Below are 16,905 nucleotides of genomic sequence, written 5' to 3'. Positions count from 1 at the left end.
GGAGTGCTGAGGATCGTGAACCGGGTCCTGCTGGGCCTCGCGGGTCTGCTCCTGGTCGTGCTCGGCGGCTCCGTGCTCGCCGTGGGCCTCGGTGCGGCCCCGCCGTCGTGGTGGATCCACGACGGCCGGCACGACGTGCTGCTGAGCGACGCCGACCGGGCGCGGTGGCGGGCCGACGGCTGGTGGTGGCCGGCCGTCATCGCCGCACTGGCGGTGGCCGTGCTGCTCGCCCTGTGGTGGCTGACGGCGGTGCTGCGCCGACGCCGCCTCGCCGAGGTGCTGGTCGACACCGGCGACGGCGAGGGCGCGCTCCTGCGGGGCCGGGCCCTGGAGGGCGTACTGGCCGCCGAGGCGGGCGCGTCGGAAGGGGTACGGGGCGCGCGGGCGTCGCTCATGGGCCGGCGTAGTGCCCCCGAGGCGCGGGTCCGCCTGGTGCTGGAGCCGCATGCCGACCCGGGCGAAACCCTGACCCGCCTGACGACGGAGTCACTCGCCCACGCCAGGGACTCGGCCGGCCTGGCGTCACTCCCGACGGAGGTACACCTGCGCGGGGCGAAACACGGCGCAGAACGAGTCAACTGACCCGCACCCCGCCTGTTTTCCGGGGGCGCGGGGAACGGCGCGACAAGTCCCCACGATCGCGCAGCGACGAACTGACCAGCGGCCCCGCCTCCAGGGGCGCGGGGAACTGCGCGACAAGTCCCCACCGGCCGCGGCGACAACACGACCCGCGGTCGAAAGCGGAACCCCCGGGATCAGAACCCGTTCCGGGCCCCGCCATCCACCGGCACCATGATGCCGGTCAGATAAGACGCCGCAGGCGACAGCAGAAACGCGGCGGTCCGCCCGAACTCCTCCGGCCTCCCGTACCGCCGCAACGGAATCCGCGCCTCATTGGCCGCCCGAGCGGCCGCAGGATCGGCCGCGTACCCGTCCAGCTCGCGCACGCGATCCGTGTCGATCCGGGCAGGCAGCACCCCGACCACCCGGATCCCGCGCGGACCCAGCTCGTCGGAGAGGGACTTGGCGAACCCGGCGAGCCCGGGGCGCAGACCGTTGGAGATGGTCAGCCCCGCGATCGGTTCGTGCACCGAACCGGAGAGCACGAAGCCGATGACCCCGCCCTCGCCCAGCTCGGCGGCAGCCGCCCGCGCCAGCCGCACCGCGCCGAGGAAGACGGACTCGAACGCCGCCTGCCACTGCTCGTCCGTGTTGTCGGCGACGAAGCCGGGCGGCGGGCCGCCGACGCTGATCAGGATGCCGTCGAAGCCGCCGAACCGCTCACGGGCGGCCGCGATCAGGCTCGCCGGCGCCGAGGGGTCGGCGTTGTCCACGGCCACCCCGTGGGCGTTCGCGCCGAGCGCGGTCGCCGCCTCGGCCACCGTCTTCGCGTCGCGCCCGGTGACGATCACCTTCGCGCCGTCGGCGACGAGTTCACGCGCGGAGGCGTGACCCAGGCCGCGCGTTGCTCCGGTGACGACGTAGACGCGGTCCTTCAGCCCAAGATCCATGGCTCCTATCCTGCCTCGTCCGCCCCCGCCCCGTCCCCCTCGGGCACTCCGGTCTTCTTCTCGTCGTCGAACAGCGCGAGGGCGGTGCCCACCAGACCGATGTGGCTGAACGCCTGCGGAAAGTTGCCGAGCTGGTGTCCGGCCACGGGGTCGTACTCCTCCGCCAGCAGCCCCACGTCGTTGCGGAGCGCAATCAGCCGCTCGAACAGGTCGAGGGCTTCCTTCGTACGGCCCGTCAGATGCAGTGCGTCCGCCAGCCAGAAGGAACAGACGAGGAACGAACCCTCGCCGCCGGGCAGGCCGTCGACCTCCTTGAGGTCCGAGCCGGACGGCTCCGATCCGTGCGGGCCCGAGCCGTCGGGGGAGGCGTCGTAGCGGTGTACGAAGCCGTCCCGGGCGAGCTCGGAGCGCACCGCGTCGACCGTGCCGACCACCCGTGGGTCGTCCGGCGGCAGGAAACCGAGGCGGGGGATGAGCAGCAGCGCGGCGTCCAGTTCACGGGAGCCGTAGGACTGCGTGAACGTGTTCCGCTCGGGGTCGAAGCCGCGCTCGCACACCTCCCGGTGCACCTCGTCCCGCATCGCGCGCCATTTGCCGACGTCGCCGTCCAGCTCGGGGTTCTCCTCCAGGGTGCGTACCGTGCGGTCGGCGGCGACCCACGCCATCACCTTCGAGTGCACGAAGTGGCGGCGCGGCCCGCGCACCTCCCACAGCCCCTCGTCGGGCTTGCGCCACGCCGTGTGCAGGAAGTCCATCATGGCCTGGTGGAGACGCCACATGTCCGGTTCGGCCGGCAGCCCCGCGTGCTGCGCCAGCGTGAGGGAGTCGATCACCTCCCCGTACACGTCGAGCTGCAACTGCCGTACGGCCTCGTTGCCGATCCGCACCGGCGCCGAGCCGCGGAACCCGGGCAGCCACGCCAGTTCGTACTCGGGGATCCGTCGCTCGCCCGCCAGCCCGTACATGATCTGCAGGTCCGCCGGATCGCCCGCGACCGCGCGCAGCAGCCAGTTGCGCCAGGCCTCCGCCTCCTCCTGGTAGCCGCACGCGAGCAGCGCGCCCAGCGCGAGTGTGGAGTCCCGCAGCCAGCAGTAGCGGTAGTCCCAGTTGCGGACGCCGCCGATCTCCTCGGGGAGCGAGGTCGTGGGGGCGGCGACGATACCGCCGCTCGGCGCGTACGTGAGGGCCTTGAGGGTGATCAGGGAACGGACGACGGCGTCGCGGTGCGGTCCGTCGTAACGGCAGCGGTCGGCCCAGGCCTGCCAGTCGTCGACGCTGTGCCGCAGCGCCTCGAAGGGGTCGACGAGGTCGGGCCGCGGCTCGTGCGAGGGGTGCCAGGTCAGGACGAAGGCGACCTTCTCGCCCTCGGCGACCGTGAACTCCGCGTGCGTACCGCAGTCCTCGCCCCAGGTGTGGACCTCGGGCTCGCTGCGCAGCCACACCGAGTCGGGGCCCGCCACGGCCACCCGGTGGCCGTCGGACCTGCGCACCCACGGGACGACCGAGCCGTAGTCGAAGCGCAGCCGCAGGGTGCTGCGCACGGTGACGCGGCCCCTGAGCCCCTCGACTATCCGCACGACATCGGGGGCGCGGTCGCGCTGCGGCATCAGGTCGGTGACGCGTACCGAGCCGTCCTCGGTGTCCCACTCGGTGTCGAGCACGAGTGTGTCGGGCCGGTACGCCCGGCGGGTGCAGGTGCCCGATCCCTTCGGCGCGATCCGCCAGTGTCCGTTGTCCTCGTCCCCCAGCAGTTTCGCGAAGCAGGCCGCCGAGTCGAACCGGGGCAGGCAGAGCCAGTCGATCGAACCGTCCCGCCCGACCAGGGCGGCGGTCTGGTGGTCGCCGATGAGCGCGTAGTCCTCGATGGAAGGGTGCACGTTGTGCGGGTTCCCTTGGGATCCGGCGATCAACCTTTACGGGTCGACTCGCCAGCTCCCCCTGCGGGCAGCGTGTTTCGGATGCGGATGCGGATGCGGGTCCGGTGGGGGCTGGTCGCGCAGTTCGTCGCGCCCCTGAAGGCGCGCGGTTGGCCGCGCAGCCGAAGACGCGCGGGTGCCCGGGCATCTTCAGGGGCGCGGGAACTGCGCAGTCTTTTCGCCTTCAGGGGGCGTGGGGCTCAGACGGGGGCGGGCTCCGTCGTCGGGGTGGACTCGGCCTCGGCGGCCTCCGCGCGGTCGCGGTGTTCGCGGCGGACCAGGACCACGAAGCCCACCGGGACGCCCGCGGCGAAGAGCCACCACTGGACCGCGTACGCCATGTGGGGGCCGATGTCGCTGTGGTTGGGCGCCGGGATCAGTTCGGGGACGTCGCCCTCGGGCTCGGGCTCGGTCAGTTCGACGTAGCCGCCGAGGACCTGCTTGCCCAGCGCCTTCGACTGCTGCTCGCTGTTGATCAGCATGACCATGCGGTCGGGCAGGCCGCGCACGTCCTTGATGCCGCTGCCGCCGGCCGTCTCGTCGGCCATCAGCCGGCCGGTGACCGTGATCTCGCCCTTCGCGGGCGCGGGAATCCTCGGGAACTCGGTCTGCGCGCCCTCCGCGGGGATCCAGCCGCGGTTGACCATGAGGACCCGGCCGTCGTCCAGGACGAACGGTGTCAGTACGTGGAAGCCGACCTCTTCGTCGGAGTTGGTGCGGCGGCGGACCACGACCTCGTCGGCGGTGTCGAAGGTGCCCTTCGCCGTCACCCGGCGGTACAGGTTCTCGTGCTGGACCGCCTGCCCCGGCGCGGTCAGCGACTCGGCGGGGGCGGGCTTCGCGGACAGCGAGTCCGAGATCACCTGGTTCAGGGCGACCTTGTGCTCGTGCCGGTGCAGTTGCCAGAAGCCCAGCTCGATCATCGTCGGGATGAGCGCGAGCATGATGAGGGTGAGGATCACCCACTGCCGGGACAACAGGAAGCGGTACACCCCACGACCGTACAACCGGGTCGTGGGGTGCGTTCGGTCGGGTACCGGGTCACCCGCGCGCCGGGTCACACCCTGTCGATGATCCCCACCTTTCCCTCCGCGCGGGCGCAGTGGGCACCGCAGTACCAGTGGCCCTCGACCTCGACGCCCTGCCCGATGATCTGGACCCGGCAGTGCTCGCACAGGGGTGCCATGCGGTGGATCGCGCAGGAGAAGCAGTCGAAGACGTGCACCGCTCCCTGTGCGTGGACTTCGAAGGTCATTCCGTAGCTGTTGCCGCAAACCTCACATGTCGCCATGCGCCACAGGGTGGGCCGTTCCCGCGGTCCGGGCGAGCGGTCCGTGGGCGAGTCGCGTGGCAATCACCCGTCCGTACGGTCACGCCCGCGCCGCCGGTCCCGCCGCCGGTTCCACATTCCCGAGGAGTTGGCCGAACGCCGCCTCGTCGACGACCGGGGTGCCGAACTGGCGCGCCTTGACCACCTTGGACGTACCGGACTCCGGGTCGTTCGTGACGAGCAGGCTGGTCAGGCGGGACAGGCTCGTCGCGACATGCAGCCCGGCCTCGACGGCACGGTCCTCCAGGAGGTCGCGCTCGACCGAGGTGTCCCCGGAGAACGCGATACGCATGCCCTGTTTGAGCTGCTTGCCCGGTTCGTACCGGCCCGGATTCGGATACGGGCAGGCGGGCCGCTTGCGCGAGGGACGCCAACTCGCCGGTGGACCCGACGAGTAGCCACCGGACGAGTAACCCCCGGAGCCCCCGGACTGCCGTCCGATGAGCGGAGCCGCCCGGTCCGTCCACTCCGTCAGCGGCCGGCACTCCAGGAGCGGCAGCCGTACGCCGTCGCGCGCGGCGGTGTGCAGACTCGGACGGAACGCCTCGGCGAGCACGCGCGCGTCGTCCAGCGCGTGGTGCGCGCGCTGCTGTACGACGCCGAAGTGCGCGGCCAGCGACTCCAGCTTGTGGTTGGCCAGCGGCAGCCGCAGTTCCTTGGACAGCGCGATGGTGCACAGCCGCTGACGGACCGGTGCCTCGCGCTGGGCGCGCGCGTACTCCCGGGCGATCATCGACCAGTCGAAGACCGCGTTGTGCGCGACGAGCACCCGGCCCTCAAGCCGGGTCGCGAACTCCTCGGCGATCTCCGGGAACAGGGGCGCCCCTTCGAGCACGTCGCTCGTCAGGCCGTGGATCCACACGGGGCCCGGGTCCCGCTCCGGGTTGACCAGTGTGTACCAGTGGTCCTCGACCTCGCCGCGCGCGTCCAGCCGGTAGACCGCGGCCGACACTATGCGGTCGTCGCGGGCCAGTCCTGTGGTCTCCACGTCGACGACCGCGTACCCCTGGGGATACGCGGCCGGCCACGGGGTGGTGGACGGTGCGGTCTGACGGTCTTCGAGCATGGTCACTGAGGATAAGGGGCGCGACTGACACTCCTGTCCCCGGAGTCCGAACCCGGGGCGTATTCAGCACCCTTCGGCGACATTGCGGCGACATTGCGGCGATTCGCCGCGGGTTCGTGCCCGCACGGCTATGGACCATTGCCGCGCCCGGTGCGACTGTGCTGCGCGCCTGGACCGAACGGTGGCACGCGCGAGAGGAAATGCGGGAGTGGCACGCACGAGCGGAATGCGCGAGTGACACGCACGAGCGAGACGCATGCGACGCGAAGGGCGGTACGGCATGGCACGCGTACGGTACGGCGCGCGGACCGGGGCGGAGATCGCCGCCGCGCGCACCGCGGGTTCCCGGCTCCCCGACATCTGGTCCACCGGTGTGGTGGCCGTCTGGGAGAGCGACCCGGACGCGGTCGCGGCGGTCCTGCCGCCTCCGCTCAAACCCACCGGACGTCCCCTCGTGAGGGTGAACATCAGCAAGGTGGACCTGCGCGGATACCCGCTGGGCGCGGGCTCGTTCGCGGTCGCCGCCGCGCACGACGGGGTCGAGGGCTGGTATCCGCTCGTCATGCCGATGACCCACGAACGGGCTCTCGTCGGCGGCCGTGAGGTCTTCGGCGAACCCAAGAAGCTCGGCGAGGTGGCGGTCGAGCGCGAGGGCCTCGTCGTACGCGCCGCCCTCGCCCGGCACGGCATCGAGTTCGTGGAGGTGCGCGGCGCCGTGAGCGGTCCGCTGTCCCTGCCGGAACCGGCCCGGAAGACCGACTTCTACTTCAAGTTCCTGCCCGCGGTGGACGGTTCGGGCGACGGTTCCGGCTTCGACGCCGACCCCGTCCTCGTGCACTGCGTGCGCGACGAGAAGGTGCGCAAGCTGGAGCGGATCACCGGTGACGTCGTCCTGCGGGAGTCGATGTACGACCCCGTCGCCGATCTCCCGGTCCGCGAACTCCTCGGGATCACCATCGGCGAGAAGACCACGGACCAGAAGGGCACGGTCGTCGGACGCGTCGACGCGCGGGCGCTGTTGCCCTACATCCACCAGCGGTACGACGACCCGCGGCAGATCCTCGACGGGCCGCCCGAGGGGAGCGCCCGATGAACCTGGCCGAGGGGCAGGTCGCCGTCGTCACCGGCGCGGCGAGCGGGGTCGGCCTCGCCCTGGCACGGCGGTTCGCGGCGGACGGGCTGAAGGTCGTCCTCGCGGACGTGGAGGCGGGCGCCCTGGAGAAGGCCGCCGCCGCGCTGCGCGAGGAAGGCGCCGTGGTGCACGCGCGCGTGGTGGACGTCGGCGAGCGCGAGGAGGTCGTCGCGCTCGCCGAGGAGACGTACGAGAGGTTCGGCGCCGTGCACGTCCTGTGCAACAACGCGGGGGTCGGCTCGGGCGCCGAGGGCCGGATGTGGGAGCACGACCCGAACGACTGGAAATGGGCGTTCGCGGTCAACGTGTGGGGCGTCTTCCACGGCATCCAGGCCTTCGTCCCGAGAATGCTCGCCGGCGGCGAACCGGGACACGTCGTCAACACCTCGTCCGGCGACGGCGGTATCGCGCCGCTGCCCACCGCTTCCGTGTACGCCGTCACCAAGTCGGCCGTCGTGACGATGACGGAGTCCCTGTACGCGCACCTGAGGGCGGAGCACGCGCGCGTGGGGGCCTCCGTGCTCTTCCCCGGACCCCACATGCTCCGTACGGGCCTGTGGGAGTCGCACCGCAACAGGCCCGTACGGTACGCCAAGCAGCGGCCCCGCAGGACCCCGTACCGCAGTCTCGGCCAGTGGGAGGCCGCGATGCGGGAGGCGGGGAAGGAGGTGCGGTTCACGCCGGTCGAGGAGGTCGCCGACTTCGTGGTGGACGGCATCCGCGCGGACCGCTTCTGGCTGCTGCCGCCGAGCGAACACAGCGACGCGCAGATCCGCGCGCGGTCGCGCTCGATGCTCGACCGCGCCGATCCGGCGTACCTGGAGAACTTCGTCCTGGACTGAGAGCCGAACCGAGGAGCCGTTATGGCCTCTGCACCGGAGCCCTATCTGATCATCTCGTCCGACTGCCACGCCGGGCTGCCCACCGAGGAGTACCGGCCCTATCTGGAGGCCCGTTTCCACCGGGACTTCGACGAGTTCCTCGCGGGGCAGGGCCGCCGCCGCGAGGAGATGACACGCCTGGGCATCCGCAACGAGTCCTTCGCCGACAAGTGGTTCCACGACAACGAGGAGGGCCTGCGCGGCGGCTGGGACTCCGCGCAGCGCCTCAAGGAACTGGACGGCGACGGAGTGGCGGGTGAGGTGGTCTTCCCGGACGCCGACGCCGTGGACAGCCGCACGGCCGCACCCTTCGGCGTGGGCCTCGGCCTCTCCGGCGACCACGACCCGGGCCTCGGCATGGCGGGCGCGCAGGCCCACAACAGGTGGCTCGCCGAGTTCGTCGGCGAACACCCCGAACGCCACTGCGGCGTCGCCCTGCTCCCCGTCACGGCACCCACGGACCGGGTCGTCGCCGAGATCCACCGCGCCAAGGAGTCAGGACTCGGCGCCCTGATGATCCCGTCCATGTGGGTCGACAAGGAGCCCTACCACGACCGCCGTTACGACCCCGTGTGGGCGGCGGCGGCCGAGTGCGGAATGCCGGTGATGACGCACTCCGGGGCGGCGCCGCGCCACGAGTACGGCGACCACCTCGGCATCTACGTGAGCGAGGTGACCTGGTGGCCCGCCCGGCCGCTGTGGTTCCTGCTCTGGTCGGGCGTCTTCGAGCGGCACCCCGGGCTCAGGTTCGGTGTGGCCGAGTCCGGCTGCTGGTGGCTGCCGAACCTGCTGTGGTTCATGGACCGGCTCTATCTGGGCGCGCACGGCGGCAAGAAGCTGTCCCCCTTCGCGGAACTACGGCGTCCGCCGCACGAGTACCTCGACCGCCAGGTCTTCGTCTGCGCGACGAACACCAAACGCCGTGAGCTGGCACAGCGGTACGAGATCGGCGTCGACAACATCCTCTGGGGGAGCGACTTCCCGCACCCCGAGGGCACGTGGCCCGACACGCGCGCGTGGCTCTCGCGGACCTTCCACGACATCCCGGTGACGGAGACCCGCCGCATGCTGGGCCTCGCGGCGGCGGAGGTCTTCGGCTTCGACACCGACGCGCTGGCCCCGCTCGCGCGGCGCATCGGCCCGACGCCCGCGGACCTCGGCCAGTGCGAGGACCAGCCGTCGGTCGAGGCGTCCTGGGCGCGCTCGCGCGAGGTGGGCCGCCACTGGCTGACGGACCACGACTTCCCGGTCCTGGGGGCGGACCGGTGAGCGCGGACCGTACGAGCGGCTCGGACCGCTACACCGTCATCTCGGCGGACTGCCACGCGGGAGCCGACCTGCTGGACTACCGGCCGTACCTGTCGAAGGCGTACCACGACGAGTTCGACGCCTGGGCGGCCACGTACGTCAATCCGTACGAGGACCTGATGGCCGACACGGCCGACAGGAACTGGAACTCGGAGCGCCGGCTCGCGGAGCTCGAACAGGACGGCATAGTCGCCGAGGTCGTGTTCCCGAACACCATTCCGCCGTTCTTCCCGTCCGGGTCACTGATGGCGCCGGCGCCGGCGGCCGAGGAGTTCGAACGGCGCTGGGCGGGGCTGCGCGCCCACAACCGCTGGCTCGCGGACTTCTGCTCGGCCGCTCCCGGCCGCCGCGCGGGCGTCTTCCAGATCCTCCTGAACGACGTGGGGGAGGCGGTGAAGGAGATCAGGTGGGCCGTCGGTGCGGGCCTCAAGGGCGGCCTGCTGCTGCCCGGCACCCCGCCCGGCTCGGGACTGCCGGAGCTGTACTCATCGACGTACGACCCCATCTGGGCGGTGTGCGAGGAACTGGCCGTGCCCGTGAACCACCACGCGGGCTCGGCCTCGCCGCCGCTCGGGGAGGAGCCGGCGGCCCGGGCGGTCTTCATGGTGGAGACGACCTGGTTCTCGCACCGCGCGCTGTGGCACCTGATCTTCGGCGGTGCCTTCCGCCGCCACCCCGGCCTGAAACTCGTACTGACCGAGCAGGGTTCGGGCTGGATCCCCGGCGTGCTCGACATGCTGGACTACTACCACGGCCGCCTGGTGGCCGCGGCGACGAGGGCGGCCACCGCCGAGTCCAGGTTCGGCGCGGGTCTTGCCGCTTCGATGGGCAAGGGGCCCTCCCAGGTGTGGCGGGACAACTGCTTCGTGGGGGCGAGTTTCATGCGCCCCCACGAGGTGCCGCTGCGGGACCGCATCGGCCTCGACAAGATCATGTGGGGCAGCGACTACCCGCACGACGAGGGCACCCACCCGTACAGCAGGGAGGGCCTGCGGATCGCGTACGCGGGCCTGCCGCGTGAGGAGATCACGGCGATGGCGGGCGGGAACGCGGCCCGGGTGTACGGCTTCGACCTGGACCTCCTCGATCCCCTCGCGGCGAAGACCGGCCCGACGGTGCGGGAGATCGCCGAGCCGCTGGGCGAGCCCCCCGCGGACGCGACAAGTCCGGCGTTCGCCCGGGGAGGGTCGGTACGCGTCTGGTGACGGGCCATCCCTGAAGGCGAGGCGAGGCGAGGCGAGGCGCTCGGGAGGGAGGTGCCCAACAAGCGCGTACCGTCGGTAATACTTGTGGGTAACAAGGTCTAGCCCTCAGCCGACCGGCCGTCCTACGGTGCAGTCATGCCGAACCTGCCCGATGTCGTGCTGTGGTCGATACCCGCGTTCCTGCTGCTCACCGTGGTGGAGATGGTGAGTGTCCGCATCCATCCGGACGAGGACGCCGCGGGATACGAGACGAAGGACGCCGCCACGAGTGTCGGTATGGGCCTGGGCAGTATGGCCTTCGACTTCCTGTGGAAGATCCCGATCCTCGCCGTCCACACGGCCGTATACGAGCTGACACCACTGCGCGTGCCCGTCCTCTGGTGGACGGTGCCGGTGCTCCTGCTGGCGCAGGACTTCTTCTACTACTGGTCCCATCGCGGGCACCACGTGATCCGCATCCTGTGGGCCTGCCACGTCGTGCACCACTCCAGCGAGAAGTTCAACCTCACCACCGCGCTGCGACAGCCCTGGACCACCTGGACGGTGTGGCCGTTCTACGTGCCCCTCGTCGCCCTCGGCGTCCATCCGGCCGCCCTCGCGTTCTGCTCGTCCGTGAACCTCGTGTACCAGTTCTGGATCCACACCGAGCGCATCGACAAGCTGCCCCGGCCCTTCGAGTCCGTCTTCAACACGCCCTCGCACCACAGGGTCCATCACGCCTCCCAGGGCGGGTATCTCGACCGGAACTTCGGCGGGATCCTGATCGTCTGGGACCGCCTCTTCGGGTCGTTCGTCCCGGAGACGGACCGGCCGGTGTACGGGCTGACCAAGAACATCCACACGTACAACCCGATCCGCGTCGCCACGCACGAGTACGGCGCCATCGTCAGGGACCTGAGAGCGGCGGGGAGCTGGCGCGAGCGGGCCGGGCGGGTGTTCGGGGGGCCGGGCCGGCAACCCCGCCCCTCGGGGTCCGCGCCCGCATCCGCTCCGGTGCGGGCCGCCACTCAGGAGACCCCCGTCACGGAATCCCTCTCGTGAACCCGCGCCACGCGCGCGTGCTGCTCGTCGCTTAACGGGGGACGGGGACGGGGGACGGGGTACGCGGTCGTCGAGGCCGTCGGCACCGGGCAGGCGATGAGCACGGCCGGGGACCACACCCGCGACGGGGGCGCCATCGGCTTCGTCGGCGTGCCGCACGGCGGCGGTACCCGACTGGACCCGAGCGTCATGTTCGACCGCGGCATCGCCCCGCGCGGCGGTGCCGCGCCCGTCCGCGCCCGCATCCCGGAACCGCTGCCCGGCGTGCCGGCCGGGACCGTCGACCCCTCGCCCGTCCTCGACCCGACGGCCGGTCCGGACGGCGTACCGGACGGCGTATTGGACGGCTACGAGGCGATGGACGGGCGCACCGCGCTCAGGGTCATGGTCGCCGCCTGACCGACCGGCGACCGACCGGCGACCGACCGGCGACCGACCGGCGTCCGCCGGCGAGCCGACCGGTCACCAGCGGATCGGCACCGGCACCGCCGTGAGCAGGGCCGAGACCGCCACCACCAGACCCAGCGCCACGACCTCCGCGCGTGCGGGGGAGTAGGCGGTGAGCGGATCGGCCGCCCGGCGCAGCCGACGCCGGGCATACAGTGCGAGGACGGCGACGACGACCACGAGGAGCACCTTCGCCAGCAGTGTGCGCCCATAGGCGGTCGTCGTCAGCTGGTCCAGTACCGTGCCGGCCGGCATCCGGCGCAGGGTGCTGCACACGCCCGTCGCGGTGATCGCGGCGAGCAGAACGGCCGCCACGCGCGCGTAGAGGCCCAACAACGCGGCGCCCTCCCCGGGGGCGCTGTTCCGCCACCGGAGCATTGTGCGCAGTACGTACAGCAGCCCGCCCGCCCACAGGGCCGCACAGGTCACGTGAACGAGCGTCAGCCCCGAACCGATCAGTGGGCTCTGTTCGGTCGTCGGATGGGCGCGCAGCGCCTCCGCGACGGCCACCGCGGCCAGCGGCCACACCTGGGTGCCCGGCCGGCGCGACAGGGCGCACAGGCCCAGCGCGACGAACGCGTTGACCTCCAGGAGCGCGAGCGCGCCGTCCCTCGACTGGTAGAGCCCGCCGATGTCCATGTCGGAGAGGCTGCGCGGCACCAGGTTCCCGGTGGCCACCACGGAGGCGAGACCCAGCGAGGCGACGAAACCGGCGGCGGCCGACGCCGGGGCCCAGCCGCGCGGCACGTCCTGCCAGGGGGCGCCGGGCACCCGACGTGCCAGCCGGGTGACGAACAGCTCGCCGGCCGGCACGCACACCGCCGCGAACAGGACCGTCCGCAGCAACGCGATCCCGCCCACCCCGGGCGCGGCGGCCTCACCCGTGCCGCTCAGCACGACGGACGGCCCGAGCAGGGGGATCAGCGCGGCCAGCGCCACCAGGGCGAGGACGGTGACGGAACGTCGCGGGGAGGCCGCGCTCACCCGGGGAGCGCCCGGCTCGCCTGCCGCCTCGCGACCCGTGTCGGCAGTCGGTCGTATCGAACTCACCCCAAGATCTTCACCAGTCGTCCCAGACCGGGGCAAGTCCTGGAAAACGACTGGCGGTACGGCATTCCACCCGCCCCACGGGCATTCCGCCCATTCATACGCGCACGGGCGCCAGGCGACTCAGCTCCGGCGGAGGGAATCCGAGCCCGCCGACGTGACGTCGGCAGGACGTCGACACGAAGGGGCCGGACAGCGCACGGCTGCCCGGCCCCTCACGTGATGCCCGCAGACTACGCGGGTCCTACTTCGTCACCGCGTCCAGCGCGTCCGCGGTGCCCCAGCCGTAGAAGCTGTTGCGGTTCTTCGAGCCCTCGCAGACCGCGTCGACCTTGCCGTCGCCGTCGATGTCGTACGGGTCCGTGCACGGCGTGGCATCGGCCTCCGCGTACAGCAGGGCCTTGACCAGGGCCGCCGAGGCGTGCGGGTGCGTCGACTTGATCAGGGCCGCCACGCCCGCGACGTGCGGGGACGCCATGGACGTACCGGCCATGTAGCCCCATGAGCCGCCCGGCAGCGGGCCGAGGATCAGGCCGCTGGTGGCGGGCGGTGCCGGGGTCTGGTAGCGCGTCGAGTCGCCGCCGGGGGCCGCGATGTCGATGACGCCCAGGCCGTGGTTGGAGAAGGACGACTTGATGCCCTTCGCGCCGGTCGAGGAGACCGTGACGACGCCCGGCAGCTGGGTCGGGATGTCGAGGCACTCGGACGGGTCGATGACGCGGTCCGAGGGGGTCGAGTCGTTCGGCGAGACCGGGTCGGTGATCTCGTCGGCGGCGAGGTCGTAGTTCTCGTTGCCGGCCGCCGCGACGTTGACCGTGCCCTTCTTCTCCGCGTACCGCGTCGCCCGGGTGAGGGCCTCGACGAGCGCCTTCTGGTCCGGGTCGTTCTTGCAGTTGAAGTACCACGGGTCGGTGTAATAGCTGTTGTTCGTGACGTCCACGCCGTGCTCGGCCGCCCACATGAAGCCGCAGACGACGGCCTCCGTGTAGAAGAAGCCGGCCGTCGTGGAGACCTTGATTCCGGACACCTTCACGCCGGGCGCGACGCCCGTGACGCCGATGCCGTTCTTCGCGGCGGCGATCTCGCCCGCCACGTGCGTGCCGTGCGGGCTCTCGGCGGCGCTCGGCCGCCAGGCGCCGTCGGTCGTGTCCGGCTTGCCCGACACGCAGTTCACCGACGCCTCGCGGTCGAAGTTCGGCGCGATGTCGGGGTGCGTGTCGTCGACGCCGGTGTCGATCACGGCGACGGTGACCTTCTTGCTGCCGAGCGTCTTCTCGTGCGCCTTGTCCGCCTTGATGGCGGGCAGGTCCCACTGCAGGGGCTCCAGCGGGTCCTGTCCGGCGACGGCGTCGACGTCGGCTATCTCCTCCGCGCTGAGCGCCCTCGGGGTACCGACGTCGGTCGTGGACTGCGCGGGCAGCGGCGCCGTACGCGTCGAGCCCGCCGACTCCACGCCGCGCACCTGGCGGATGGTCTTGGCGAAGTCGGCGTTCGACGAGTGGACGACGATCACGCCGATCCGGTCGTACGACGTCACGATCGTGCCGCCGGCCTTGGCGATGGCCTTCTTCACCTGCGACGAAATGCCGTGCCCGGGACGGACGTTGACGACGTAGCTCAGCGGGGTGGCCGCCGCCGAGATCTGCTCGGCCACGTCGGCCGCCCCGGTCGCTCCGGCCGCGTCGGCCGCCGGAGCGGCGGACGCGCTGACGTTCGGCAGGAAGGCGAGAGCCGTGGCCATGGCCATTCCCAGCGGGATGGCTATGAGGCGGCGCGAGCGGGTGGTGGGCGCGGTCATGCTGTCTCCAGTTCGTTTCACGAATGCGTGCGGGCCGTGCCGTGCCGTGCCGTGCGGGAAGTTCTGGGCGATCCGGCTACTTGACCGCCTTCAGGGCGTTGACGATGCCGAAGCCGTAGAAGCCGTTCACGCGCTCGCCGCCCTCACAGGTGGCGTCCTGCGTGCCGTTGCCGTCCTGGTCGTAGGAGTCCGGGCAGCCCGGGTTGTCGGCCTGGGCCTTCAACAGCGCCTGCAGCTGGGCCGGGCTCGCCCACGGGTGCTCGGACTTCAGCAGCGCGGCGACACCCGCGGCGTGCGGCGACGCCATCGACGTTCCCTGGAGGAAGCCGTACTGGTTGTTCGGCATCGTGGAGAGGATGCGGCCGTTCTTCGACGGGGTGTCCGGGATCTGGTAGAGCCGGTCACCGCCGGGAGCGGCGATGTCGATGACACCCTTGCCGTACGTCGAGTAGTACGACTTGACGTTCTGTACGCCGGTCGCGCTCACCGTGACGACACCCGGCAACTGGGTCGGTACGTCGAAGCACTCGTGCGGGTCGATCGTGCGGGTGACCGGCGTCGAGTCGTCGGGGCTGGACTCGTCCACGATGGCGTCCGAGGCCAGGTCGTGGTTGGAGTTGCCGGCCGACGCGAGGTGCAGGGTCCCCTTCTTCGTGGCGTACTGCTGGGCCCGGTTGACCGCGTCGACGATCGCCTTCTGGTCGGGGTCGTCCATGCAGTTGTAGAGCCACGGGTCCACGTAGTAACTGTTGTTCGTGATCTCCACGCCGTGGTCGGCGGCGAACACGAAGGCGCAGACGACGCTCTCCGGGTAGAAGAGGCCGTTGTCCGGGTCGCTGACCTTGATGCCGGAGACCTTCACGCCGGGCGCGACACCGGCGACGCCGATGCCGTTGCGGGCGGCGGCGATCTCACCGGCGACATGCGTGCCGTGGTAGTCGGCGGCGGTGTACGGACGCCAGGCGCCCGCACTCGTGTCGGCCACGCCGCCCACACAGTTGGCGGACTGCTTGGCGGAGAAGTTGGGGGCCAGGTCCGGGTGCGTGTCGTCGACACCCGTGTCGATCACGGCGACCGTGACCTTGCTGCTGCCCGGGTTGATCTTCGCGGCCTTGTCGGCGCCTATCGCGCGCAGGTCCCACTGGTCGGCCTCAAGGGGCTCGCTCTCGGGGGTGGCCGCGGCCTTCACCTTCGCGGCCTCGGCGGCCGACAGATAGTCGGCGGCGCCCTCGTCCGTCGTACCCGCGGCGGTCAGCGGGGTCGTACGCGTCGCGCCGGCGGACTGGACGCCGCGCACCGCGCGGATCCGCGGCCCGAACTCGGGACTGGCCGAGTGGGCGACTATGACGCCGATCTTGTCGTACGTGATGACGACGGTGCCGCCGGCCTCGACGATCGCCTTCTTCACCGACCCGATCGTGCGGTGGTCGGTCTTCGTGTTCACCACGTACGCGAGGTTCGGTCCGTCGGCCGCGGTGGCGGCGGGTGCGGGTGCGGACCGCTGCGGGGCGGCCGAAGCGGCACCCGGCAGGAAACCGAGCGTGGCGGTGAGGGACAGCACGACGGGCACGGCGAGCGCGAGGCGGCGTCTGGAGCGCAGATGAGCCATGGGGTCTCCACATCATCCGGAAAAGGAACCGGCCCGAACACAGGTGGTGCTCGGGCAGGTACATGGCGGGTGGTGCTGGGCCGAAACTATCTCCCGTCGTCCCTGGCCAGCAATGACTTACGGGGATGTCTTGTGAAACGCCGGAGACGAGTTCCGAAAGAAGTGTCCGGAGTTGAACCGCTCCCCGTGCGGCGCCGTGACGTTGAGCAGGGAGCACGAGCACCGTCGAGCCCTCTGTTGGATCACGTCCGGGGGACCTTGGGCGTGTTTCGAAAGTCCCGTCTGCCCAGCGACGTCATGCACGTGCTCTCGCCGCACCGGGCGCAGACCCAAGTACGTCCAGTACGAGGGTCTGCGCCCGGCACTCCCCCAGCCTCCGGCCGGGGGGACCCCCAGAGCACGCACCTGACGCCGCCGGGCCCGCCCTCCGGGCGGACGACGCTACTTTCGAAACGCGCCCTGGCATCGCCATCCGGCCCACGTGATCCACGTCACCGTGAGGTCAGAAATCAGCCATGCCCGAACCCAGTCCGTCCTTTGATCCGGACAGACCCCCGTCCGCCGTCGAACCCGAACCCACCTCTGAACCCGCACCCACCTCTGAACCCGCACCC

Annotated in this window: 14 protein-coding genes and 1 pseudogene; 7 read left to right on the top strand and 8 right to left on the bottom strand. The window is 71.4% G+C overall.

Translation table 11 applies throughout. The features are described 5' to 3' along the window. Positions 1–3 precede the first annotated feature (3 nt). Complete coding sequence (amaP, locus tag ACIOKD_RS07080) at positions 4–582, top strand: alkaline shock response membrane anchor protein AmaP (RefSeq protein WP_402079383.1); 579 nt, start codon at positions 4–6, stop codon at positions 580–582. 173 nt (positions 583–755) lie between these two features. Here the strand turns inward: amaP and ACIOKD_RS07075 are convergent, their stop codons facing one another. The 5 genes from ACIOKD_RS07075 to ACIOKD_RS07055 form a co-directional block, all read right to left on the bottom strand. Continuing rightward, positions 756–1,511, bottom strand: a complete 756-nt coding sequence (locus ACIOKD_RS07075) for an SDR family oxidoreductase (RefSeq protein ID WP_402079381.1) — start codon at positions 1,509–1,511, stop codon at positions 756–758. Positions 1,512–1,516: 5 nt separating this feature from the next. After that, a complete protein-coding gene (locus ACIOKD_RS07070; RefSeq protein ID WP_402079378.1) occupies positions 1,517–3,388 on the bottom strand; it encodes a glycoside hydrolase family 15 protein in 1,872 nt (623 codons plus the stop codon). Positions 3,389–3,627: 239 nt separating this feature from the next. After that, positions 3,628–4,419, bottom strand: coding sequence for an SURF1 family protein (locus tag ACIOKD_RS07065; RefSeq protein WP_402079375.1), 792 nt, complete (start codon positions 4,417–4,419; stop codon positions 3,628–3,630). Positions 4,420–4,484: 65 nt separating this feature from the next. Beyond that, entirely contained in the window at positions 4,485–4,718 is a 234-nt protein-coding gene (locus ACIOKD_RS07060) for a hypothetical protein (protein WP_079103534.1), read from the bottom strand. Between the two features lie 79 nt (positions 4,719–4,797). Then, positions 4,798–5,823 carry a DEDDh family exonuclease gene (locus ACIOKD_RS07055; RefSeq protein ID WP_402079372.1) on the bottom strand — a complete coding sequence of 342 codons (1,026 nt, stop codon included), beginning with the start codon at positions 5,821–5,823 and terminating at the stop codon, positions 4,798–4,800. A 280-nt stretch (positions 5,824–6,103) separates the two neighbouring features. Here ACIOKD_RS07055 and ACIOKD_RS07050 point away from each other — a divergent pair, with 280 nt between their 5' ends. The 6 genes and pseudogenes from ACIOKD_RS07050 to ACIOKD_RS07025 form a co-directional block, all read left to right on the top strand. Next, on the top strand, positions 6,104–6,916 hold the full coding sequence (locus tag ACIOKD_RS07050; RefSeq protein WP_402079369.1) for an acetoacetate decarboxylase family protein: 813 nt from the start codon (positions 6,104–6,106) through the stop codon (positions 6,914–6,916). Further along, a complete protein-coding gene (locus ACIOKD_RS07045; protein ID WP_402079365.1) occupies positions 6,913–7,797 on the top strand; it encodes an SDR family NAD(P)-dependent oxidoreductase in 885 nt (294 codons plus the stop codon). The genes ACIOKD_RS07050 and ACIOKD_RS07045 overlap by 4 nt, the downstream gene beginning before the upstream one ends. Before the next feature lie 21 nt (positions 7,798–7,818). Next, entirely contained in the window at positions 7,819–9,105 is a 1,287-nt protein-coding gene (locus tag ACIOKD_RS07040; protein ID WP_402079362.1) for an amidohydrolase family protein, read from the top strand. After that, a complete protein-coding gene (locus ACIOKD_RS07035) occupies positions 9,102–10,349 on the top strand; it encodes an amidohydrolase family protein (RefSeq protein ID WP_402079360.1) in 1,248 nt (415 codons plus the stop codon). Before ACIOKD_RS07040 ends, ACIOKD_RS07035 begins: the two co-directional genes overlap by 4 nt. Positions 10,350–10,484: 135 nt before the next feature. Continuing rightward, the gene (locus ACIOKD_RS07030; RefSeq protein WP_402079358.1) at positions 10,485–11,390 is read left to right on the top strand and encodes a sterol desaturase family protein; all 906 of its coding nucleotides are present in this window, start codon (positions 10,485–10,487) and stop codon (positions 11,388–11,390) included. Between the two features lie 42 nt (positions 11,391–11,432). Next, positions 11,433–11,789, top strand: a pseudogene (locus ACIOKD_RS07025) (IMP dehydrogenase); the annotation flags it as partial. A gap of 63 nt (positions 11,790–11,852) precedes the next feature. On the opposite strand, the gene ACIOKD_RS07020 reads toward ACIOKD_RS07025, so the two are convergent. The 3 genes from ACIOKD_RS07020 to ACIOKD_RS07010 form a co-directional block, all read right to left on the bottom strand. Next, positions 11,853–12,887 (bottom strand): CopD family protein, encoded by a 1,035-nt coding sequence (locus ACIOKD_RS07020; RefSeq protein ID WP_402079356.1) that lies wholly within the window; start codon positions 12,885–12,887, stop codon positions 11,853–11,855. Between the two features lie 241 nt (positions 12,888–13,128). Continuing rightward, positions 13,129–14,682, bottom strand: a complete 1,554-nt coding sequence (locus ACIOKD_RS07015) for a S8 family peptidase (protein WP_402079354.1) — start codon at positions 14,680–14,682, stop codon at positions 13,129–13,131. A 76-nt stretch (positions 14,683–14,758) separates the two neighbouring features. Next, positions 14,759–16,291, bottom strand: a complete 1,533-nt coding sequence (locus ACIOKD_RS07010) for a S8 family peptidase (RefSeq protein WP_402079351.1) — start codon at positions 16,289–16,291, stop codon at positions 14,759–14,761. Positions 16,292–16,905: the final 614 nt, after the last annotated feature.

The sequence above is a fragment of the Streptomyces sp. NPDC087844 genome, from assembly GCF_044742785.1.
GTDB lineage: Bacteria > Actinomycetota > Actinomycetes > Streptomycetales > Streptomycetaceae > Streptomyces.
This window is presented reverse-complemented; position numbering and strand designations above follow the sequence as displayed.

Bases quoted from the DNA above. Each gene is read 5' to 3' on its own strand.
- ACIOKD_RS07050 (WP_402079369.1), top strand. From the start codon at position 6,104: ATGGCACGCGTACGGTACGGCGCGCGGACCGGGGCGGAGATCGCCGCC.
- ACIOKD_RS07040 (WP_402079362.1), top strand. From the start codon at position 7,819: ATGGCCTCTGCACCGGAGCCCTATCTGATCATCTCGTCCGACTGCCAC.
- ACIOKD_RS07060 (WP_079103534.1), bottom strand. From the start codon at position 4,718: ATGGCGACATGTGAGGTTTGCGGCAACAGCTACGGAATGACCTTCGAA.
- ACIOKD_RS07055 (WP_402079372.1), bottom strand. From the start codon at position 5,823: ATGCTCGAAGACCGTCAGACCGCACCGTCCACCACCCCGTGGCCGGCC.
- ACIOKD_RS07010 (WP_402079351.1), bottom strand. From the start codon at position 16,291: ATGGCTCATCTGCGCTCCAGACGCCGCCTCGCGCTCGCCGTGCCCGTC.
- ACIOKD_RS07045 (WP_402079365.1), top strand. From the start codon at position 6,913: ATGAACCTGGCCGAGGGGCAGGTCGCCGTCGTCACCGGCGCGGCGAGC.
- ACIOKD_RS07015 (WP_402079354.1), bottom strand. From the start codon at position 14,682: ATGACCGCGCCCACCACCCGCTCGCGCCGCCTCATAGCCATCCCGCTG.
- ACIOKD_RS07075 (WP_402079381.1), bottom strand. From the start codon at position 1,511: ATGGATCTTGGGCTGAAGGACCGCGTCTACGTCGTCACCGGAGCAACG.
- ACIOKD_RS07030 (WP_402079358.1), top strand. From the start codon at position 10,485: ATGCCGAACCTGCCCGATGTCGTGCTGTGGTCGATACCCGCGTTCCTG.